The sequence below is a fragment of the Isosphaeraceae bacterium EP7 genome (assembly GCA_038400315.1).
In the GTDB taxonomy this organism is placed as follows: Bacteria; Planctomycetota; Planctomycetia; order Isosphaerales; family Isosphaeraceae; genus EP7.
Genome location: CP151667.1, coordinates 3467092 through 3486331, shown reverse-complemented (window position 1 = coordinate 3486331; position 19240 = coordinate 3467092). Strand labels below are relative to the sequence as shown.

Below are 19240 nucleotides of genomic sequence, written 5' to 3'. Positions count from 1 at the left end.
AGGCCGGCCCCCCACCGCCGGGGGCCGGCCCCCTCCTTCCCTCCCCGCTTGTCTCCCCGACCATTCCGAACGGCCCGTGCAACGGAGGGATCTCCCCCATGATCCGGCTCGACGCCAACTCGTCGGTGCGTTTCTGCGACGGATCGACGCGCAGGGACTTCCTCCACGCCGGCTCCCTGGCCATGCTCGGCGCGGGCCTCGGCCTGCCTGCGGCCCGCGCCCTGGCGGCGGGCGGCCTGGCCTCGAAAGACGCCGACGTCAACTGCATTATGCTGTTCCTGGTCGGCGGCCCCTCGCAGCTCGACACCTGGGACCCCAAGCCCGACTCGCCCGACGAGATCCGTGGCCCCTTCCGGCCGATCGACACCGCCGTGCCGGGCATCCAGATTGCCGAGATCTTCCCCAAGCTCGCCCAGCAGATGGACAAGGTCTCCATCGTCCGGTCGGTCTACCACCAGGCGACCGCCGTGCACGACACGGGCCACCAGATGATGCAGACCGGCCGGCTCTTCACCGGCGGCATCGAGCACCCCCACGTCGGCTGCGTGCTCTCGAAGGTGAAGGGCCCACGCGGCGAGGCCCCCGCGCACGTGCTGCTCCCCCGCCCTATCGGCGCCACCGGCGGCAACATGCCGCACGGCCAGAACGCGGGCTACCTGGGCAAGAACTTCGACCCGTTCGTGCTCAACGCCGACCCCAGGGCCAAAGGGTTCAAGGTCCCCGACCTGCTCCCCCCCGACTATGTGACGGCCGCACGCGAGAGCCGCCGCAAGACCTTGCGCCAGGTGGTCGACGGCGCCGTCGCCTCGTTCGAGTCGTCGCCCGACGCCCGCCTGATGGACGCCAACTTCGACCAGGCCTATCGCCTGATGTCCAGCCGCACCGCCCGCGAAGCCTTCGCCCTGGAGAGCGAGCCCGACGCCACCCGCGACCGCTACGGCCGCTCCCGCTTCGGCCAGAGTTGCCTGCTCGCCCGACGGCTGGTCGAGCGCGGGGTCCGGTTCGTGACCGTGAACATGTTCGAGACCGTGTTCAATGAGATCACCTGGGACATCCACGGATCGGCCCCGTTCAGCCCCATCGAGTGCTACCAGAACGAGGTCGGCCCCAACTTCGACACCGCCTACTCGGCCCTGATCTCCGACCTCTCCGCCCGCGGCCTGCTGGACAACACGATGGTCCTCGCCTTCGGCGAGTTCGGCCGGACCCCCAAGATCAATCCCGCAGGCGGCCGGGACCACCACCCCGGCTGCTGGTCGGCCCTCTTCGCCGGCGGCCCGATCCAGGGAGGCCGAGTCGTGGGAGCCTCCGACGAGACCGGCTACGCCCCCGCCGACCGCCCCGTCACCACCGGCGAGATCGCCGCCACCGTCCTCGAAGGCCTGGGCATTCCCCTCGAAACCGAGCTGCCCGGCCCCCAGGGCCGCCCGCTCAGGGTCGTCGATCACGGCGTCGAGCCGATCCGCGAATTGTTCTGAATCTCCGCGACTCGACCCGAGCGTGCCCGCCCCCGAAGCCCACCGAGGCCGTCCCCATGAAGCTGCATCCGGCACGAGTCGCGCTCGCCCTCCTTCTCACCGTCGCCACGCAAGCCGCGGCAGATGACCTGCACCTGCTGCCGTCGTCCGCCCGGTTGGTCGGGCCGAATGCGTCGCAGCGGTTCCTGCCCGAGCTTCGCCGCGGCGAAGCCTGGGTGGGCGAGTCGCAGACCTCGGCGAAGTTCGTGAGCGACAACCCGGCCGTCGCCGAGGTCTCGGCTGATGGGACGGTCATTCCCAGGTCGGACGGCACGGCGACGATCAGGGCTGAGGTTGACGGCAAGACCGCCACGGCCGTCGTGTCGGTCGAAGGCTCGGGCATTGATCGGCCGTTCGGGTTCCGCAATGACGTGCTGCCGGTGCTGTCGAAAGTCGGGTGCAACTCGGGCGCCTGCCACGGCGCGGCGGCGGGCAAGAGCGGGCTCCGGCTGACCCTTCGCGGGTATGGGGCCGAGGTCGATTACGACGTGCTGACTCGCCAGTCCATCGGCCGCAGGGTGAACAAGACGGCCCCCGGCGAGAGCCTGATGCTGCTCAAGCCCACCGGCGCGATCGAGCACGGCGGCGGCGCCCTGTTCGGCGTGAATTCGCCCGAATACCGCATCCTCTCCGGCTGGATTGCGGCCGGCACGCCGCCGCCCGCAATCGGCGATGCCAGGCCCATTGCCCTGATGACGTATCCCGATGCGGCGATCCTCAAGCGTGGGCAAGCCCAGCGCATCCTGGTGCAGGCCAGGTTTTCCGACGGCCGGGTCGAAGACGTGACACGTTGGGCCAGGTTCAGCGGGGCCGATGACTCGGTCGCGAAGGTCGACGAGTCGGGCCGTGTTACCGTCGAGGGGTCCGGCGAAGCCCCCGTCAACGTCTGGTACTCCAGCCTCGTCGGCCGGTCGACCATCACCGTCCCGGCCGCCGAGCCGCCCCCCGCCCAGGTCTTCGACGACGCCCCCAGGCGCAACTTCATCGACGATGCAAACCTCGCCAAGTTGAGGGCCCTGGGCATTCCCCCCTCGCCCGACTCCGACGACGCGACCTTCCTGCGCCGGGCCTACCTGGACGCCACCGGCACCCTGCCCCGGGCTGATGCCGTCGCCGCCTTCCTCGACGACGCCGACCCCGCCAAGCGTTCGAAGCTGGTCGACCGGCTGCTTGAGAGCCCCGAATATGTCGATTACTGGTCGTACAAGTGGTCGGACCTGCTCCTGATCTCGTCGAAGAACCTGCCCGCCCAGGCGATGTGGTCGTTCTACCGGTTCGTCCGCAAGGCGGTAGCCGACAACACGCCGTGGGATGAGTTCGCACGGCGGGTCATCACGGCCAGGGGGAGCACGCTGGCCGACGGGGCGGGCAACTATTTCGTGCTGCACCGCGACCCGATCGACCTGACCGAGAACGCCAGCATGGCCTTCCTCGGACTCTCGCTGACCTGCGCCCGCTGCCACAACCACCCGATGGAGAAGTGGACGCAGGACCAATATTACGGGATGGCCAACCTGTTCTCGCGCGTCCGCCTGAAGGACGGCAAGGGGGCCGGCGACGTCGTGGTGACGGCCGCCTCCGAGGGGGACATCCGCCACCCCCGCACCGGCGGCGTCATGGCCCCGCAGCCGTTGGACGACACGGCGCTGGACGTGAACGGCCGCGACGATCGCCGCGAGGCGTTCGCCGACTGGCTGGCCAAGCCCGAGAACCCCTACTTCGCCCGCGCCATCGTCAACCGGATTTGGCGCAACTTCTTCGGCCGGGGGCTCGTCGATCCCGAGGACGACCTGCGGGCCACCAACCCCGCCAGCGACGAACTGCTGATGAAGCAACTCGTCGACGACTTCCTCGCCCACAAGTACGACACCAAGCACCTGGCTCGCACCATCATGAACTCGGCCGCCTATGCGAGGTCGAGCGTCCCCCTGCCCGGCAACGCGGGCGACGTCAAGTTCCTCAGCCACTTCACCCCCCGTCGGCTGCCGGCCGAGGTCCTGCTCGACGCCGTCGCCGATGTGGCCGGGGTCCCCACGCCGTTCGCCGGCTACCCGGCCGGCTACCGGAGCCTGCAACTGCCCGACTCCAGGGTGGAGAGCACCTTCCTGGGCGCCTTCGGCCGCCCCGAACGCGTGAGCACCTGCTCGTGCGAGCGGTCTGCCGAACCCTCGATCGCCCAGGCCCTGCACCTGTCCAACGGCAGCACCATCAACGACAAGCTCCGGTCCGAGGACGGCGCGGTCGCCCTTGCCTTCCGCGACAAGCTTGACGACACAAGGATCATCGACCGCCTCTACCTCTCCGCCCTCTCACGCCGCCCCACCGACGCCGAGCGTACCGGCCTGATCGCTGTCCTCGCGGAGTCGGTCGCCGGGATCACCGATCCCGCGATGGCCGCCGCGAGCCGTCGCCAGGCGGTCGAGGACGTGTACTGGGCGATCCTGACGGGCAAAGAGTTCCTGTTCAATCACTGATCGAGATGTCCCAGCGCGTCGGAGCCTCCCGCCATGTTCGCCCTCCCCCTGATCGGCCTGATCGCGCTGGCCCAGGCGCCCACGGATGCCCCGTCCTTCCGCAAGGACGTCGCGCCGATCCTGGTGGCGCGTTGCCTCGGTTGCCACAACGACAAGAAGGCGGGTGGCAAGCTGAACATGGCCACCTTCGCCCTGCTGAAGAAGGGGGGCGAGGCGGGCGAATCCATCGTCGCGGGAGACCCCGAGTCGAGTGGCCTGATCGAATCCATCCAGGCCGACGCCGAGCCGCGGATGCCCCTGAAGGAAGACGCCCTCGGCGAGCATGAGATCGAGACGCTCGAACGATGGGTCAAGGCGGGCGCGAAGTTTGATGGGGCATCCGAAGAGACGACGACGCTCTCCTCGCTGGTCGACCCGCTCGCCGGCGCCCCCAAGGTCGCGCTGAAGGCGAAGGTCGCCGACGCGGTGACGGCCCTGGCCCACAGCCCCGACGGCAAGACCCTGGCCGCGGGCGTGGGCCGGGAGGTCCTGCTCCATGGATCGGACGGCAAGCCCTTCGCGACGCTGGCCGGTCACCCCGGTTCGATCACGTCGCTCCTGTTCACGTCCGACGGCACCAGGCTGATCGCCGCCGGCGGACGACCCGGCCAGTTCGGCTCGGTGGTCGTCTGGGACGTCGCCTCGAAAGCGAAGATCCACGACCTGCGAGGGCACGCGGACGAAATCCTGGGGGCCGACCTCGCCCCCGACGGCAAGACGCTGGCGACCGCAGGCTATGATCGGCTCGTCATGATCTGGGACCTGGAACGAGGCTCGGTGGTTCGGACCCTGAAAGAGCACACCGACGCCGTGCATGGCGTCGGGTTCTCGCCCGATGGTTCGCGGCTCGCCTCGGCGTCGGCGGACCGGACGATCAAGGTCTGGGAGGTGGCAACCGGTGTGAAGTTGGCCACGCTCTCGGACGCCGTCGCCGAGCAATATGCCGTCGTGTTCGGGCCGAAGGGGGAGACGATCGCGGGCGCCGGGGTCGACCGCTCGATCCGGGTCTGGGATGCCAAGGGCAAGGGCATGCCCCTGCTGCGCTCGGTATTCGCCCACGACGCGGCCGTGACGCGGCTGGTTGTCTCGCGCGACGGGCTGACCCTGTTCTCGGCGTCGGAGGACCGATCGATCAAGACCTGGGAGCTTGCCACCCTGTCGCCCAGAATTCGCCTGGGAAGCCAGTCGGACTGGCCGCTCTCGATGGCCATCTCGGCCGACGGCAAGGTGCTGGCGGTCGGCCGATACGACGGCTCGCTCGACCGTGTCGACGCCGCGACCGGCAAGGTCGAGGCGACGCTTCGATCGGTCGGGGGTGCGCCGATCGCGGCCACGAAGCCTGAGTTGTCGCGGAATGCGTCGTTGAATCCGCCCGCCCCGCGCGGCGGTGTCCGGGGCACGAAGGTTCGGGTGACCCTGACGGGGAACGGCGTGGGACGTGCCACGTCCCTGATCTTCGCCGAGCCCGGATTGGGCGGCCTGATCGTTCCGGAGGAGAAGCCGGCGCCCGACCGATTGACGGTCGACCTGGACCTTGCGTCCGACGCACGCGTGGGCGTGCATCAAATCGGCGTGCAGACGCCGCTGGGGATCCCCGGATTCCGCCCATTCGCGGTCTCGGCCGCGCCCGAGGTGCCCGAGAAGGACGAGCCGCCCGCGGCCAAGCTGCCCGCGACCCTGGTCGGCACGATCGACAAGCCCGGGGACGTGGATGCCTTCACCATCCAGGGCGAGGCGGGTAAGGTGATCGTCTTCGAAACGGTCGCGAGGTCGATCGGATCGCCGCTGGATGCGACGTTGAGGCTGGTCGACGATCGGGGGCACACGCTGACCGAGGTCGACTCATCGGGCGGCGACGCGGTGCTGTCGTACACGCCGACGAAGGGCGAAGTGCTACGGCTGGAGGTCGGGGACGCGACGCTCGCCGGGGGCGGGGACAGGATCTATCGGATCAACGCCGGGGCGATCCCCACGCTGGTCGAGGCGTTCCCGCTGGGAGTCGCGCCTGGGACGACCTTGACCGTGCAGCGACGCGGGTCGAACCTCGACTCCGAGGTCGCCACGGTGCAGGCCCCCGCCGAGGCCGCGCCGGGGACGATGCTGGGCGTGCCGTCCGGTTCCGCGATCCCGCTGGCTGGCCGCGGCCGGCTGGTAGTTGTGGCCGAGGGGACGCAGGTCGAAGAGGCCGAACCGAATGACAGCCCCGCCGCGGCCAGTGCGGTCGGGACGCCCGGAGGTGCCTCGGGACGCATCGGCCGGGCCGGGGATGTGGATCATTTCCGGTTCCGCGCCAGGAAGGGGGAGCGGCTGATCGTGGAGGTGTATGCAGGCCGCCTGGGCACGCCGCTCGACCCTGTTCTGGAGATTCTGGACGCCGCCGGCAAGCCGGTGCCCCGCGCCGTGGTCCGCCCCGTGGCCGAGACCGCCGTGGCGTTCCGTGATCACACTTCCAGCAACCCACGCATCCGCCTGACGCAGTGGACCGAGCTGGCGCAGGACGACCTGCTGCTCGTCGGCCGAGACCTGATGCGTATCGAGGCCCTGCCCAAGGGGCCCGACGACGATGCCCTGCTGAGGAACGCCCAGGGGTTGCGGCTGGGGTTCCTGGAGACGACGCCCGAGCAGCATCCGATGGCCCAGCCGGTGTACAAGGTCGAGCTGCACCCGCCCGGGACCAGCTTCCCGCCGGGCGGAACGCCGGCCATGACCCTGGCCTATCGCAACGACGACGGCGGCCCTGGTTTCGGCGGCGACAGCCGCTTGACGTTCGACGCCCCGGCCGACGGCGAGTACATCGCGCGGGTCGAGGACGTGCGGGGCGAGGGGGGCCAACCCTACGCGTATCACCTCGTGGTGCGTCGGCCCAGGCCCGATTTCCGGGTCAACCTCTCCCTCGAAGACATCAACGTGCCGCGCGGTGGGACGGCGTTGCTGACGGCGAGCCTAGATCGGCTCGACGGGTACGACGGGGCGGTGGACGTGACACTTGAGGGATTGCCCTCGGGCATCCGTGCGTCCTCGGCACGAATCGAGGAAGGTGCGAGCTCGGCCGAGCTGCTGGTGATGGCGGACGCCGATGCGCCCGCGTATTCGCCGCCGACCTGGAGGGCGGTCGCCTCGGGTCCCAACCCCGACGGGGGGACCGGCGAGGCGATCCGACACGAGATCGACCCGGGCGGGCCGGCCCGCGGCAGGATCACCGTGACCGGGGCCCCCAACCTGGCAATCGCGGCGAGACCCGAAGGTGTGACGATCCGGCCGGGCGAGCAGGCCATGCTGACCCTGGCCGTGGCCCGCGGCCCTGCCTACGCGGGGCGGGTGCCCATCGACGTGCGGAACTTGCCGCACGGGGTCAGGGTCATGAATATCGGACTGAACGGCGTGCTGGTCACCGAGACGCAGGTCGAGCGGTCGATCACGCTTTATGCCGAGCCCTGGGTGAAGGCGACGGAGCGACCTTTCTACGCGGTGGGCCGGGCGGAGTCGGCGGGGACCGAGCACAGCTCCCCGCCGATCACGCTGACGGTGCTGCCGCCCGGCCACAAGGCCCCTTGATTCGAGGGAAAGGGGGCTGGCTCCGCAGCGAAGCGCGGGTGCCCGTCCCCTTTCCCTGCGTCATTCGAGCGAGAACCACCTTACGGGGCGAGTTGGTCCAGCTCATCGCCGATGGCCTTCATCAACGGCGTGAGGGTCTGCTCGCTGAAGTCGAACTTGATGCCGGCGGCCTCGAACAGCTCGGGCAGGGGCTTGGAGCCGCCCAGGGCGAGCCCCCGGCGATAGTCGGCCACCGCGGCCTTGGGGTCGGCCCGGTGCTTGAGCCAGACTTGCAGGGCGCCCAGCTGCGCGATTCCGTATTCGATGTAATAGAACGGATACAGGAAGATGTGCAACTGGCGATGCCACGACGCCTCGCGGGCCTCGTCGTAGTCGGTCCAGTCGACGTTGCCGCCGAAGCGGTCGAGCTGAGCGGCCCAGGCCTCGCGGCGCTCGACCCGGTCGTGCCCCTTGACGCTGTAGATCCAGTGCTGGAAGGCGTCGACCGCGGCGATCCAGGGGAGGATCGTGACGATCCCTTCGAGGAGCTGGCGATAAGACCGGCCGGCGTCGGCCTCGTCGTAGAACATCCCCAGGTCGCGGGCGCCGAGGAGCTCCATCGACATGGAGGCGACCTCGCAGAACTCGATGGGGCTCTCGCGGTAGGCGGCCAGCGGCTCGCCCCGGCTGGCCAGGGCGTGGAAGGCGTGGCCCCCCTCGTGCAGCAGGGTCCGGACGTCGCCGTCGAGGCCCACGGCGTTCATGAAGATGAACGGCAGCCGGTCGTCTTCCAGGGTCGTTTGATAGCCGCCCGGGGCCTTCCCCTTGCGATTGGCAAGGTCAAGCAAGCCATTGGCCCGCAGGTAGCCGAACTGGGCGCCAAGCTCTGGGTCGACGGCCGAGAAGATCGCCTCGGAGCCTTCGGCCAGCTTCTCCACGTCGGTGAACGGGCGGAGCGGCGGGCGGCCGAGCGGGTCGACGGACAGGTCCCAGGGCTGGAGGCGGTCGACGCCCAGGGAGGCCTTGCGTTCCTCTTGCAGGCGGGTCACCAGCGGCATCACGAGCCGGGCGATGGCGTCCTGGAACCGCTCGGCGTCGTCGACGCCGTAGTCGAACCGCTCGCGAAGCTTGTAGGCGTAGTCCACATAGTTGTCGAAGCCGGCCTCGGTGGCGACCTCGGCCCGCAGGGCGATCATCTTGTCGAAGAGGTCATCCAGGGCCTCGCGGTCCTTGAGGCGGCGGTTGGCGACCAGCTCCCAGGCCTCCTGCCGGGTGGTGCGGTCGGTCTCCTCGTAGAGCGGGGCCATCTGGGCCGGGGTGCGCTCCTCGCCGCGGAACTGCACGGTCATGGAGCCGATGAGCTTCTGGTACTGCTGCTCGAGTTCCGCGAGCTGGGTCTCGCGGGCGACGTTGGCCTCGCGGTAGAGCGCCCGTCGGTTCTCCTGGGCGCGGTCGAAGACCTTGTAGCGGTCGGCGGGAAGCTGGGCGCGGAAGGGGCTGTCGAGGTACTTGCCGCGGAGCTGGTTCTGGAGCGGCTTGAGCTTGGGCTCGATCTCGCGGACGAACTCCAGGTGAGCGGCCTCGCGGGCGGGGTCGTCGGTCTGGCAGGTCATGGCGATGTACCGCTTGACCCCCACCTGCCCCACCGCGCCGTTGAGCTCGCCCAGGGCCGTCAGCCAGCTGGTCAGGTCGTCGACCGAGGCGATCGGCCAGTCGACGAGCTTGCGGTACCAGGGCTCGATGGCCCCCCAGGTCGTCAGCTCGACCTCGGCCGGCAGCCAGGTGTGGGGGAACGTCTCGGGCTGGTAGGCGGTCGCAGACATGGGCATCACCTGGGACGTGTCGGGGTGCGGGACCACGGACAAAGCATAGCAGGGGCGGGCGGACGCGTTCAACCTGGCGTGCGAGCCGGGCGTTGATCTCGTGCAGACATCCGCCCGGCTCGCACGGCCCGGCTCAGGCGCCGCCCCCCTGGGCCAGTTGCTTCAGCAGGGCGATGGCGGCCTCGGCCCAGCGGTGGCCGGTGCGGGGCTCGAACCGGGCCGAGAGGTAGCCCGACTCATAGCCCCCCTCCTTGTAGGCATCGGCGTGGGGGATGTAGCCGAGCAGGCCGTTAGTCAGGTTGATGAGCCGGGTGGGCTCGAAGGGGGAATCGTGCTGAATCTGCCGGGCCAGCTCGACGAAGACCTCGCCCGGCATGGCCGCCAGGCCCACCGGCCCGATCCTCGCCACCGAGATCTCGGCGTTCTGCTCGCGCTCGGCGGTGCGGCCCAGGACCTTGGCCGAGGCGGCGTGGAAGCCGTTGAACGGCATCGCCTTGCCCGGCTCCTCCTTCAGCACGCGTTCGGCTTCCTTCACGTCGGCCTCGGGCACGGTGCGCAGGCGGCTGGGGACAGTGCGCGAGGCGAATGCCAGGCGGTCGACCTCGATGGGTTTGGCCTTGGCCCAGGCCGCGACGGTCGCCTCGCCGAGCGCCTTGCCAATCCGGGTCGCCTCGGCGGGGCCCCCCAGCTGCTTCGGGTCATGCACATTGATGTGATTGATGTTACCGCAGGCGGCGTTCAGAAAGACCAGGTTCCAATCGGCCCCCAGTCCCTCCCGCACGGCATTGGCCATGTGCGCCGGGTAGTCGGCCGAATAGCCGGTGCCGCTGACGGTGTCGGGGTGCAGGCCGAAGATGGCCAGCAGCGTGCGGCTCTCGGGGAAGCCGAGGAGCGTGAGGGTGGGGTCGGCGTGGCCGGCCGGGCCGACGACTTCGGGATTATTCCGTCCCGGGTTGGTGCGGACGGTGCCGTCCTTCACGGTAAACCGGCGGTAGAAGGCGAGCCCTTCGACGCTCGTCTCGGCGAGCTTCGCGGGGCCGGGCTTCGCGGCCTTGACGGCGGCCTCGACGGCGTCGGCCACGCGGTCGGGGAACTGGGCCAGCCAGCCGGCGTCGGCCTCGCCGATGCGCATGCTCTTGCCGAGGATCGCCTCTGTGTCCGATGTGAACCTGCGCGGGATCATGGTGCCGGTGTGGGTGTGCGTGGCATGGATCCAGACGTGGGCGGCCGGGATCCCCGTGCGCTTCGACACCGCCGCGCGGCAGGCGTCGGCCTCGGGTGCCTCAAGGCCGACGAGGTCGACCGAGACGAAGGCCCCCCGCACCGACCCGAGTTGCAGGTAGAGCACCTTGGCCATCAAGGGGTCGAGCGTGGCCGTGGCCTTCCGGTCGGCGAAATAGCCCGGCATCGAGGCGCCCAGAGGGGCTTCGAGGCTGTGCTCACCGAAGCCTGCCGCCAGCATATCCTTGCTAAATCCATGGTTTCTCAAGGGCGAGGGTCCTCGGTCTGGGGGGTGTCTGCCGGGTTGGAAACCTCGATGAGGTTGCCGTCCGGGTCGCGGAAGTAGACGGACAGGATCGGCCCCGTGGCCCCGGTTCGCGGGACGGGGCCTTCGACGACCGGCACGTCGCACGCGCGGAGGTGCTCGATGACGCGATCGATCGGGGTGGATGAGAGGAAGCAGAGGTCGGCCGAACCCGGCGTGGGGGCCTGCGCCTTGGGCTCGAACTCGTGGCCTCGCTGGTGCAGATTGATCTTCTGGATCCCGTAAGCGAGGGCCGTCCGACCGTCGAAGCGAACCTCCCGCATGCCCAGCACGCGGGTGTAGAATGCGCACGTCGCGGGCAGGTCGCGGACCGTCAGCACGAGATGGTCGAGGCGATCGACGTTCATCCACGGCCTCCGATCACGGAGATTTTAACCGGAGTGAATCGACGATGCGAACGCGAGGACTGCTCGCCCTGGCGCTGCTGACGCTGGCCCCGGCCGCCTCGATGGCGATGGACCGGATCGAGGTCTCGGGCGACAAGCGTGGGTTCGTGAGGGTGCCGTCGGGGGAATCGTTCGTACCCTGGGGATTCAACTATGATCGCGACTCGAAAAGCCGGCTGATCGAGGATTACTGGGACGCGGAGTGGGACACGGTCGAGGCCGACTTCCGCGAGATGAAGGATCTTGGCGCGAACGTCGTCCGGGTCCACCTGCAATTCGGCCGGTTCCTGCCCGAGCCCGGCAAGCCCGACGCGGCCAATCTCGACCGGCTGGCCAGGCTGCTGATAGTGGCCGAGCGGCTGGGCCTGTACCTCGACCTGACCGGGCTGGGATGCTACCACATGGCCGACGTGCCGGCCTGGTACGACGCGCTCGACGAGGCGGGCCGCTGGTCGGCCCAGGCCGAGTTCTGGGGGGCCGTGGCCAAGGTCTGCGCCGGCAGCCCGGCAGTGTTCTGTTATGACTTGATGAATGAGCCGGTGGTGCCCGGGGGCAAGCGGGCGGCCGGCGACTGGCTGGGGCCGGCGTTCGCGGGCAAGCACTTCGTCCAGGTCATCACGCTCGACCAGGCGGGCAGGCCCAGGCCCGAGATCGCCCGACTCTGGATCGGGGCGATGGCCGATGCGATCCGCAAGCACGACAAACGCGCCCTGGTCACGCTGGGGATGGTCGATTGGAGCCTGGACCGGCCAGGGCTGCAATCGGGCTTCGACGTCGACAAGGTCGCCGTCCGGCTAGACTTCGTCTGCGTCCACCTCTACCCCGAGGCGGGGAAGCTGGCCGAGAACCTGAAGACCCTCGAAGCCTTTGCCGTGGGCAAGCCCGTGGTCATCGAGGAGACCTTCCCGATGAAGTGCTCTGGCGCTGAGTTCCGCGCGTTCCTGGAGGCCTCGAAGGCGACCGCGGCCGGCTGGGTGGGCTTCTACTGGGGGGAGACCCCCGAGGAGCTTGCCAAGAAGCCGGATATCGGGTCGGCGATGACGCGGGGATGGCTGGAGACCTTCCGCGCCGGGCCGCCTTCGAAGTAATCCTCTCATTCATCCACGACTCGTTACTTGGTTTCGACGGTGATGGCCAGGACGACCGGCGCGGTGTCGTCGGGCCCCTTGATCAGCTCGATATGGTCGAGCGGCTCGGAGCGGCCGGGGACGATCGACAGGGTGCGCACCTGCTGGCTCCGGGCGTTCAGGGCGAATTTGGAGCCCGGGACGTCGACCCGGCGGATGTAGTCGGCCAGGTGGACGCCGTTGAGAAGCGGGTGGTCCTCGGCCTTGCCATCGGCGTAGTGCAACCGGACGATCATCGAGACGGTGTGCGGGGCGTCGGGCCCGCCTGCTCCCCAGCCGCTGACGGCCCCCAGCAGGTGCAGGGCCCTGGCGGGCGTCCGGCAGGCGAGGGACACCGAGCGCGGCATCGTCGGCGGGATCGTCCCCTGGGGGCCGTACAGGAGGACCACGTTCGGGACCCGATCGCCCATCGGATCGACCAGGGCGAATGGGACGCCGTCGACCACCTTGGGGGACCAGTCGGCGAAGATCAGGCGCTCGACGGGGCTGGCCTTGTCGTAGAACATGCCTTGCGTGCTGACGGCGGTGGCCGCCTTGCGGAGGTCGAGCGGGACGTATTTGCCGCGGCCGGTGAGGAATTCCAGGAGATCGGCCAGGGCCTCGGGGGTGACCTGCTTCTCGAACCCCTCGGGCATGATCGACTTCTTGGAGGCCGCGAGGGCGTCGATGTCCGCCCTGAGGACGACGGCGTTCTTACCCTCGGCGTCGATCAGCTCGACGGCGGCCTTGGATTCGCCCGCCAGCAGGCCGTTGAGGACGCGACCGTCCTTGGTGGCGACGCTGTACTGGATGAAGTTGCCCTCGACGCTCCGGCTGGGGTCGAGGATGTGGATGAGCAACTCTTCCTTGGGATGGACCGCCATGCCGGTGAGGTCGGGGCCGACCTTGCCCCCCTCGCCCGCGTGGGTGTGGCACTTGGCACAGTGCTGTTTGAACACGTCCTTGCCCTTGCCCGCGTTCCCCGCCTTGAGGACGAGCGGGCCGAGGGCGTCGATGACCTTCTGACGGTCGGGGTCGGGCAGGCCGCCGCCGTCGGCCAGCAGCGTGCGGGCGCGTTCGGCCAGCGTGCGGTCGGGGTGAGAGGCCAGGGCCTGACGCTGGTCGAGGGCCAGGCGAGAGGCGGGGATGTCGCCGCGCGCGATGGCGTCTAGCAGCGGGCCGGTCCAGTCGGCACGCCCGAGCAGGGCCCGAAGCGTCGGGGGAACGGCCGCCGGGGTGAGCGTGCCCAGGCGGCCGGCGAGCGCGACGCCCACGGCAGGCGAGTCGGCCTTTGCCAGGGCCTCGACGAGCCCCGCGGCCAGCTCGGGCGAGGTGCCCGGAGTGACCAGGTCGAGGATCGCGGTCGCGGCCCCGGCGTCGGCGGGGCTCAGCTCGATGAGCTGCCGGGCCGCCGCCAGGCGTGCGGCGTCGGGCCGGGCCTCGTCGCGGACGGTGGCGAGCAATCCATCGGCGATCTCCTTGATAAATCGGTCGAGGGACTTCACCCCCCAGCGGCCGGAAATGGCGACGAGCGGGCCACGGGCCTCGGTGCCGAGGATCGGCAGGAGCTTGCCGAGGTCGGCCTCCGCCTTAGCGTCCAGAGCGATCGACCGGGTCTTGGGCCAGCCCGCGGCCAGCCCCAGCGCGACGGCGTCGGCCAGTTTCGGGTTCGAGTTGGTGAGGGCCGCGAGCAGCCCGCCGATCTCCTTCGCGGTCGGCTCGCCACGGGCGACGTGCTCGGCGACGCGGCGAGCGACCTCCGGTAGCGGCGAGGCGGGATCGCGGTCGAAGCGATGGGCGGCCAGGGCATTCAGGAACGGGAGGTCGTGCGCGGCGGCCGCGGCAACCGAGGCGTCGGTCAGCCAGGGGTCGTTCGACATCCGTCCGTTCGCCAGGGCGTCGACGACCGCGTGCGCGGCGGCGTCCGACGAAGGGGCCTCGGCCAGCGCCAACAGGGCGGCGAGGCGGACCTGGGGGTCGGGGTCGGCGAGCAGGCCTGCGGCGACGATCCGATCCGCACTGGACTTGCCCTTCGCCAGGGCCAGGGCCGCGTTGCGTCGAACGCCCGCCGACGGATGGGCCAGGCAGCCCGAGGCGGCCTCGAGCGCCGCGCCCTCCAATGCGTTCAGGCCTTGCAGCGTCCAGAGGGCATGGATGGCGCCTGGGTTCAGGCCGACGGCGTCGACCGTGCGGTCTTCCAGCAACGCCACCAGTGCCGGCACCACGTCGGTCTTCCCGCGTTCCACCAGCAGCCTCTGGGCATGCTGGCGCCAGAACATGTTATCGCGGGCCAGGGCGGCGACGAGGCCCGGGCCGTCGGCGGGGTCGAGGGGCGCGGGCGTCACCGAAGGTTTTTTCTCGGAGATGACCCGGTAGACGCGGCCGTGGGTCTTGTCGCGGAGGGGTGTCTCGTAGGCGTTGCCCTTGCCGGTCTTGAAGCCCTGGGGCGTCGGGTTGTGCTGGACGATGTAGTTGTACCAGTCGATGACCCAGACGTTGCCGTCAGGCCCGACCTCGGCCGCGATGGGGGAGGACCACTCGTCGTCGCTGGCCAGCAGGTTCCAGGAGTTGTGCGAGGCGAAGTCGGCACCGCGCGTCTCGAGTGAGAATGTCGACACGAGATGACCCGTGGGCTCGGTGACGAAGGCGACCTTGTTCCAGTAGTGCGGGGGATAGGCCCTGGCGGTGTAGAGGGCGTGACCCGCGGCGGCCGTGAATCCGCCGTGCCAGTCCATCTGGCGGACGTTGGCGGTGGCGGGGAAGAAGCGGTTGTCGTCGGCGATGCTCTGCAAGACCCGGGGAGACCAGCCGCGGACAGCCTCGTAGAACCGGTTGGGGATCGGCAGGTAGACGCTCGGGCAATTGTTGGCGGTGGAACCGAAAAGCAGCCCCTCCTCGCTGAAGCCGACGCCCCACGAGTTGTTATTCGTGCTGCGCAGGAACTCGATCTCCGACCCGTCGGCCTTCAGGCGATAGAAGCCGGTGCGGAACTCCTGGTCCTCGCCGCCGACCTTCCCCTTGAACCCCGAGTAGCCGACCATGCCATAGATCCAGTTATCCAGGCCCGGCTTCAGGTTGCTGGGCCCCGCGTGGGTGTCGGCCGTGTTCCAGCCGCTGAAGAGGACGGTGCGGACGTCGGCCCGGTCGTCGCCGTCGGTGTCCTTGAGGAAGAGGGTCTCGGGGGGCTGGTGGACGACGATGCCGCCGTTGGCGAAGGTGAGACTTGTGGGGATGGACAGGCCGTCGGCGAAGACGGTGAACTTGTCGGCGCGGCCGTCGCCGTCGGTGTCCTCGCAGATCGAGATCCGGTCGCGGCCTTTGCCTTCGGGCTGCTTTTCATTGGGGTAGTCGAAGGTCTCGGCGACCCAGAGCCTACCTCGGTGGTCCCAGGCCAGGGCGACCGGCTTCTTGATCTGGGGCTCGGCGGCGAAGAGGCTCAGCGTGAAGCCTTCGGGCAGAGCGTAGTGGGCCATCGAACGTTCAGGGCTGAGCGGCTTCTGCATCCTGTTGGACGACTCGGCCTGGACGCCCCACTTGGCCCCGGCGACGTAGTTGGGGATCTTGTCGCCTGCCTGCTCGAACTCGAACGGCTCAAGGCCGGTCGCCACCCGAGGCCTGCCGTCGACGACGGGCCCCTTGCCCGAGGCCCAGCGGATGCCGCGCTCGACGAGGTCGTGAAAACCGGGGTGCTCCCAGGTCCGATGATCGTGGCCGTAGGCCGTGTAGAAGACGCGCCCTTTGCCCTGGGTGCGTGTCCAGGTCCAGGGCTCCTCGGCGTCTCCCTCGGCCCGAACTTGCAACACCTGTCGACCCTGGGCGTTGTGCTTGGCGTGGACGTAAGTCTCGTCCCAGGTGCGAAATGGCTCCAGGCCCTTCATGATGGGGTGGCCTGGGTCGACGACCTTGGTGTCGAACTCGCCGGTGCCGTGGCGGGCGAACTGGGCTCCGACGAGCTTGATGTAGGGGGCCGAGTTGAGGAAGCAGAACGAGGCGCAATGGAGCGGGACGAATCCGCCGCCCCCCTCGACGTACTCGACCAGGGCCGCCTCGGCCGCCGGGGTGATGGCCTCGATGTTGGCGTAGATCACCAGGGCGTCATACCTGGCGAGGTTGGCCGGGTTGAGGTCGGACAGGGCCTCGGTATAGGTCGCGTTGATGCCTCGCCCGGCGAGCACCGGGCCGAGCTGGGCGAACCGCCGGGCCGGGACGTGGTGCCCCTGGTCGCCCAGGAAGAGCACCGAAAGCCCGGGTGGAACCTCGGCGGCCGGGGCCGTTGTCGGGGCGAGTCCGCAGAGCATCATGCAGAGCAAAGTGCGAGGTGACACGGCGGACGCTCCTCGAGGATCGCCCCCGAACCCGGGCTCGCGAGGCTCCGTATGCCGGGGTTCCTGGGTGAAGTCGTATGGGATTCCCGATTCTACGCCAACGGTCCGGCCAAGTGGCAAGCCGAGGCCGGACAGCGAACCGCTTTGATCGAAGCGGCGAACATCGTCACCACAACCTGTTATTCACCAATAGCTTCGGCATGAATCGGCTTCATTACGGGCCGGAGTCATGGCTTCAGTCGGCGCACCGGGTCGCTTCGTCTGGCGATCTCGATGGGCTCGTTCCGTCGCCTGGAGACGGATTTCCACCAGCTTGGCAGAGAGGGGCGGAGCATGACGTGGTCTTTCGCCTGGGGTGAACGATGCAATCCCTCCGGGAAACAGGCCGAGAATCGGTGACTCTGAGAAAGCCATCAAAATGGGGGCTCCAGAGCGACCTTAAGACCTGGGTTAGCCCGCCGAAAGGCGCGAGTCGGCAAGCGTGGCAAAGGATGCGGGCTGGCGACGGAGGGGGCTGGCATTTGCCAATTTCTGAGGAATCGGTTGCCGATCTAAAATCGGCCCGACACTGAGTACGGCGGAGGACTTGCCGACGCCGTTCATGGGTCGATCTTGATCGATCGGGGCGGAGATGGCAGAGTGTGGCGGTGCGGGCCAGGGACGGCCCGAGGATGGTGGGCGTCGTGGAAGGCGAGGCCGGTCTTTGATTCACCGTATGGACCGCGAGGGATCGCGCGCCAGATGGGCGGTCGGCGGAATTTTCGCCCTGGTGTGCGCCAGCCTGACGGGCTGCGCCTCGATGCGAACCCGCGCCTCGGACGCCGACTTACGCCCCTGCACCGACGGCTATGCGGCCACGGCCGACGGCTGGATGCTGGGCGTCAGGCACTTCCGCCCGGCGGTGATCGACCCCAACAAGCGTCCCGTCGTGCTCTGCCACGGGCTTGGATTGAACGGCACGTTCTGGACGATCGCCGACAACGACTTGCCCAGCCAGCTCGTCGCGCGTGGCTACCAGGTGTTCGTCTTCGACACCCGAGGGGCCGGCGGCAGCTACCAGGTCGGGGCCCGCGGGAAGGTGAATACCCTGCTGCGGCAGACCCCCCTGAAGGAGATCGGCGAGGGGGAATGGTCGATGGACGACCTCGTCCATCAGGACGTCCCCGCCGTGCTCGACTACGTGCGCGACGTCACCGGCCACGAGAAGGTCGACTGGGTGGGGCACAGCCTGGGGGGCATGCTGATGTATGCGTTCCTGGAGATCTCGCCCCATCGCGATCGGATCGCCAGCTTCGTGAGCATGGGCGCCGCACCGCTGCTTGCCAACCCGACCGACCCCAAGATGATCCGCGCCACGCGCAACCTGCGGGTGTTGCTGCGGTTCTCGAGCACCGGCCGCTGGGCCAGGCCCCTGATGTTGTACAGGCCGCCGGGCCTGAGCCGCGTGGACAAGTACTACTTCGCCGATCACAACGTCGACAACGAGACGGTTTCGAGGTTCTACGGCTACACGCTGGAAGCCCCCAGCCGGTTGGCGTTCAAGCAACTGGCGTCGTATCTGGAAGACGGCCACCTGCTCTCCGCGGACGGCAAGATCGACTACGCGAATCGAATCGGCGAGATCACCACGCCGACCTTGCTCGTCGTCGGCGATGCCGACATGGTCGCCGACGTCCCCGCCAGCGTCATCACCTTCAACGGGCTGGGCAGCACCGACAAGACGATGCTCCGCTTCGGCGCCGCCGAGGGCCACTACGGCGACTACGGCCACTGCGACCTCGTCTGGAGCCGCCACGCCCCCCGCGAAGTCTTCCCCCCCCTGATCGACTGGCTCGACCGGCACCAGCCCGGCGCAGTCGGATCGCCCCAGGGCCATCCGCACCCAATGCCTACCCCCCAGGGCCCCAGTCGCTAACCCCTGCTCCGTTCGGTTACGATGATGCACCAGAAACGTGCGTCAACGAGCGTCCGGGGGGCTGCTAGCGTGGACGATTCGTCAAAAGACGGGATCAAAAAGGCAACGAAGAAAGCCAGGTCGCGAGGAATCTCTCTGGACGGCCACGGCGGCTTCTCGCGGCACGTCCTGCTCTGCTCTCACTCAAATTGCCGCGGCGACCATGACGAGGGGAAGGAGACGCGGAAACGACTTCAAACGCGGCTCAAGGCGCTGGCAAATGAAGGCATCCGCGTTTACCGCTCCCAGGTCGACTGCCTGAGCATCTGCCGGAGCGGCCCCCTGATGGTCGTCTACCCCGAGGGGACCTGGTACCACTCGGTGACGCCCGAGGTGCTGGATCGGATCATCGACGAGCACATCGTCGGCGGGAAGGTCGTCGAGGAGTACGCGTTCGCGCGGAACCCGCTGTGCGCAATGGGGACCGCCTTCGAGAGCGGCCGATAGATTTGTGGTTCGCGACATCTTGATCGGTCTCGACTCGTGGGAAAATCGAAAGTCGCGCCGATCTCCTCGATTTCTCTCCTCTTCGGCCT

General features: G+C 68.9%; 10 protein-coding genes. 6 read left to right on the top strand and 4 right to left on the bottom strand.

Features of this window, described 5'->3' with window-relative positions; genetic code table 11:
* Positions 1-98 precede the first annotated feature (98 nt).
* The 3 genes from EP7_RS13465 to EP7_RS13455 are packed head-to-tail and all read left to right on the top strand — an operon-like array spanning position 99 to position 7585.
* Positions 99-1478, top strand: coding sequence for a DUF1501 domain-containing protein (locus EP7_RS13465; RefSeq protein ID WP_463528357.1), 1380 nt, complete (start codon positions 99-101; stop codon positions 1476-1478).
* 56 nt (positions 1479-1534) lie between these two features.
* Positions 1535-3991, top strand: coding sequence for a DUF1549 domain-containing protein (locus EP7_RS13460; protein WP_463528356.1), 2457 nt, complete (start codon positions 1535-1537; stop codon positions 3989-3991).
* Positions 3992-4024: 33 nt separating this feature from the next.
* Entirely contained in the window at positions 4025-7585 is a 3561-nt protein-coding gene (locus EP7_RS13455) for a c-type cytochrome domain-containing protein (RefSeq protein WP_463528355.1), read from the top strand.
* Positions 7586-7665: 80 nt separating this feature from the next.
* On the opposite strand, the gene EP7_RS13450 is transcribed toward EP7_RS13455, so the two are convergent.
* The 3 genes from EP7_RS13450 to EP7_RS13440 all read right to left on the bottom strand — a co-directional run bounded on the left by EP7_RS13450 (position 7666) and on the right by EP7_RS13440 (position 11280).
* The gene (locus EP7_RS13450; RefSeq protein ID WP_463528354.1) at positions 7666-9393 is read right to left on the bottom strand and encodes a M3 family oligoendopeptidase; all 1728 of its coding nucleotides are present in this window, start codon (positions 9391-9393) and stop codon (positions 7666-7668) included.
* A 127-nt stretch (positions 9394-9520) separates the two neighbouring features.
* Positions 9521-10876 (bottom strand): hypothetical protein, encoded by a 1356-nt coding sequence (locus EP7_RS13445; protein ID WP_463528353.1) that lies wholly within the window; start codon positions 10874-10876, stop codon positions 9521-9523.
* Positions 10873-11280, bottom strand: a complete 408-nt coding sequence (locus EP7_RS13440) for a VOC family protein (protein WP_463528352.1) — start codon at positions 11278-11280, stop codon at positions 10873-10875. Before EP7_RS13440 ends, EP7_RS13445 begins: the two co-directional genes overlap by 4 nt.
* 44 nt (positions 11281-11324) lie before the next feature.
* Between EP7_RS13440 and EP7_RS13435 the strand changes: the two genes are divergently transcribed.
* Complete coding sequence (locus tag EP7_RS13435) at positions 11325-12407, top strand: cellulase family glycosylhydrolase (RefSeq protein WP_463528351.1); 1083 nt, start codon at positions 11325-11327, stop codon at positions 12405-12407.
* Positions 12408-12430: 23 nt separating this feature from the next.
* Here the strand turns inward: EP7_RS13435 and EP7_RS13430 are convergent, their stop codons facing one another.
* Complete coding sequence (locus EP7_RS13430) at positions 12431-16726, bottom strand: PVC-type heme-binding CxxCH protein (protein ID WP_463528421.1); 4296 nt, start codon at positions 16724-16726, stop codon at positions 12431-12433.
* A 727-nt stretch (positions 16727-17453) separates the two neighbouring features.
* On the opposite strand from EP7_RS13430, the gene EP7_RS13425 reads away from it, so the two are divergent.
* Positions 17454-18665, top strand: coding sequence for an alpha/beta fold hydrolase (locus EP7_RS13425; RefSeq protein ID WP_463528350.1), 1212 nt, complete (start codon positions 17454-17456; stop codon positions 18663-18665).
* Positions 18666-18734: 69 nt separating this feature from the next.
* Positions 18735-19151: a (2Fe-2S) ferredoxin domain-containing protein gene (locus tag EP7_RS13420; protein WP_463528349.1), complete on the top strand. Its 417-nt coding sequence runs from the start codon at positions 18735-18737 to the stop codon at positions 19149-19151.
* The last annotated feature ends 89 nt before the right edge of the window (positions 19152-19240 follow it).

What these genes read in the sequence shown, in the direction of transcription:
- EP7_RS13430 (WP_463528421.1), bottom strand. Translation starts at nt 16,726, where the DNA reads ATGATGCTCTGCGGACTCGCCCCGACAACGGCCCCGGCCGCCGAGGTT.
- EP7_RS13450 (WP_463528354.1), bottom strand. Translation starts at nt 9,393, where the DNA reads ATGCCCATGTCTGCGACCGCCTACCAGCCCGAGACGTTCCCCCACACC.
- EP7_RS13465 (WP_463528357.1), top strand. Translation starts at nt 99, where the DNA reads ATGATCCGGCTCGACGCCAACTCGTCGGTGCGTTTCTGCGACGGATCG.
- EP7_RS13455 (WP_463528355.1), top strand. Translation starts at nt 4,025, where the DNA reads ATGTTCGCCCTCCCCCTGATCGGCCTGATCGCGCTGGCCCAGGCGCCC.
- EP7_RS13435 (WP_463528351.1), top strand. Translation starts at nt 11,325, where the DNA reads ATGCGAACGCGAGGACTGCTCGCCCTGGCGCTGCTGACGCTGGCCCCG.
- EP7_RS13440 (WP_463528352.1), bottom strand. Translation starts at nt 11,280, where the DNA reads ATGAACGTCGATCGCCTCGACCATCTCGTGCTGACGGTCCGCGACCTG.
- EP7_RS13460 (WP_463528356.1), top strand. Translation starts at nt 1,535, where the DNA reads ATGAAGCTGCATCCGGCACGAGTCGCGCTCGCCCTCCTTCTCACCGTC.